The sequence below is a fragment of the bacterium endosymbiont of Bathymodiolus sp. 5 South genome (assembly GCF_900128535.1).
Lineage (GTDB): Bacteria > Pseudomonadota > Gammaproteobacteria > PS1 > Pseudothioglobaceae > Thiodubiliella.
Genome location: NZ_FQTR01000213.1, coordinates 1 through 2,379, shown reverse-complemented (window position 1 = coordinate 2,379; position 2,379 = coordinate 1). Strand labels below are relative to the sequence as shown.

Sequence of the window (2,379 nt, the reverse complement as noted above, 5' to 3'; positions counted from 1 at the left end):
GCCTTATGAGGCTTTAGAGTATTGGTATAATTTGAAGCCTGATTTGTTTATCAGAAAGCCTGATATGTTTCGGAGTGTGGTTTTTGAAAGTAGGGAATAACGTGGTGAAACCTGACATATCCAATATCTTATTTTTATTTTTCCTTATTTTCACTGACCCTAATAATTACTATTATCATTACCTTTCAACCATCCTTTATATCTAAAAAAATTCAGAAACATTTTTATAAAAAAATAAAGAAAAATCACTGTTCCAATGTCACTTATAACTTTTCCTATAAATAATCCTAGCCATAAATGAAGTATTAAAAGCGAACTCATCATAGGTAAAAATCCAAACAAAAAAGCCTTCTTTAATAAAAGAAAGTGTTGTTTTTCCATTTCCTTTTTATTCATTTAATTATTACAATTAGCATAACTTTCACAAAATTGAACGCCTCCTGAAGCGCCAAAACCACCTCCAACAAATCCTTTGCCTCCACTAACTCCGCCCTTGTCAAAATTAACATTTGCTCCACTAGCAGGACCGCTCCCGCCATTAAAAAAGAAACCCCAACTTTGACTACTCCCCGTTGTTAATGGTTTACTGTATCCGCCTTCAATTGAAGCGCCAGCACCGCCAAAAACTCCCAATCCAAATTGCATGCAACCAGTTCCGACAAAGCATCTGTTTCCATTTGAATCACCTCCTTTACCAATAAAACCAGATACACCAAAAACACCTAAAAACAAACTGCCACTACCCCCAATATTTCCATTCACTATATTGTTTGTCTTTAAAACCTTACCATAATCATTTCCATGACAACGACCCATACACTCATATGCTGAACTTAGGTCATTAAACATCCTACTAAACGCCGCACTCATCCCGCCATTAGCAAACTTACCGCCACCCAACTCAGCAGCAATCCCACCAACCACATAAGAGGCGACAGCATTTTGTGCTCTTTGTGCCCATGTGTTGGCTTGGCTACTAACGCCTGCCGCCTCATATGCACCTGACCAGCTGGCGCCATAACTTACAGAGGAGCCTAAAAATCCGCTTTTGAAACTACCGCCAGATAATCGACTTCGTACACCACCAGTTACGCCATGGGCTATAAGTTTATTAAAACCTGCTTTCATTGGATGCATAAATCCTGCTGTTAATGCACCTAATATTCCTTGTTTTAAATCACCTTTGCTTCCTATCATGCCTAACAAAAATCCTGCTGCATAAACATTTAATCTTGGGATGAATAAAATACCAATTAAAAAAGGGTAGCGTCCCCAATATCTCCAATATCTGTTGGGGTTTTATACTCATAATTAACACTTGTGTCTCTTTATTTTTACTCCCTTCTTAATTTTTCACTATCTGGGTTTTTTTTTACTTCACTTAAAATTTTTGGTATAACTTTTAAACACATTTTTACACCCTTAAGCCAATTTTTATGTTTACGATAAACTCTACTCATTGCCATAGTGGCTGCTAGATTGCCTGCTTCTGCCGCTTGCTTGTAATATTCGAATGATTTATCTATATTTTTCTCAACACCGCGCCCTATTTCGTAACATCCACCTAGTGCAGTAAGAGCAATATGATTGTTGATGGTAGCAATTTTTTGGTAAACTTCAATTGATTTTTTATGCAGTGCATTATCTTTATTTTTAGTTGCTAAATTTTTATAAAAAATAGCTAAATCTAACCCAGCATCTATATCTTCATTTTCAAAAAATGCCTTTCGATGCCAATAAATAGTCTCGTTAACATCTTTTTTAACACCGTATTTTCCATTTAAATAAAGATTACCAATAAGACTTGCGGCAATTCTGCAATTATTTTTATCAGCTTTTAACAAAATATTAATTATATTCTTACAATTTCCATTTACAAAACAATCCTCTAAACTATCAGATAATTTTTTATTGTTCTTATCAGATTCGGCTTCATACCAAAGAACACTATATCTTTTCAACATTATTTTTTACTCCTATTGTGAGCATTAATAGAATCCTTTACTTTTCTAGAAATATTTTTTAATCTAATACTGTCTTCTAAACCATCTCTAATAGTGTTAGAAATAGTGTTAGGAGGAGCGCAAAGAATTGCAAAAATACACAAACTTCTACCAACACGAGTCTTAACCGCAAAACCAATAGTTTTTCTACTGAAAAATATGTCTAAAAGAGGTGTAACAGATTCAAGTGGAGCATCATGAAAATGACTATTTTTACCGTTTGAATGAGAGAAGTCCTTGCCAATTGGATGCCCTAAATCATTAAACATCCTACTAAACGCCGCACTCATGCCACCATTAGCAAACTTACCGCCACCCAACTCAGCGGCAACCCCGCCGACCACATAAGAAGCGATAACATTTTGTGCTCTTTGTG

General features: G+C 35.4%; 4 protein-coding genes. All 4 read right to left on the bottom strand.

The features are described 5' to 3' along the window. Positions 1–159 precede the first annotated feature (159 nt). On the bottom strand, positions 160–396 hold the full coding sequence (locus BBROOKSOX_RS10090) for a hypothetical protein (RefSeq protein ID WP_180323990.1): 237 nt from the start codon (positions 394–396) through the stop codon (positions 160–162). Next, the gene (locus BBROOKSOX_RS10085) at positions 397–1,197 is read right to left on the bottom strand and encodes a hypothetical protein (RefSeq protein ID WP_139661606.1); all 801 of its coding nucleotides are present in this window, start codon (positions 1,195–1,197) and stop codon (positions 397–399) included. It abuts the gene before it with no gap. A 137-nt stretch (positions 1,198–1,334) separates the two neighbouring features. Beyond that, positions 1,335–1,964 carry a tetratricopeptide repeat protein gene (locus tag BBROOKSOX_RS10080; protein WP_139661603.1) on the bottom strand — a complete coding sequence of 210 codons (630 nt, stop codon included), beginning with the start codon at positions 1,962–1,964 and terminating at the stop codon, positions 1,335–1,337. Next, a partial coding sequence (locus tag BBROOKSOX_RS10075; RefSeq protein WP_180323989.1) for a hypothetical protein occupies positions 1,964–2,379 on the bottom strand: 416 nt, incomplete at its 5' end. The genes BBROOKSOX_RS10075 and BBROOKSOX_RS10080, both read right to left, overlap by 1 nt.

Bases quoted from the DNA above. Each gene is read 5' to 3' on its own strand.
- BBROOKSOX_RS10090 (WP_180323990.1), bottom strand. From the start codon at position 396: ATGAATAAAAAGGAAATGGAAAAACAACACTTTCTTTTATTAAAGAAG.
- BBROOKSOX_RS10085 (WP_139661606.1), bottom strand. From the start codon at position 1,197: ATGATAGGAAGCAAAGGTGATTTAAAACAAGGAATATTAGGTGCATTA.
- BBROOKSOX_RS10080 (WP_139661603.1), bottom strand. From the start codon at position 1,964: ATGTTGAAAAGATATAGTGTTCTTTGGTATGAAGCCGAATCTGATAAG.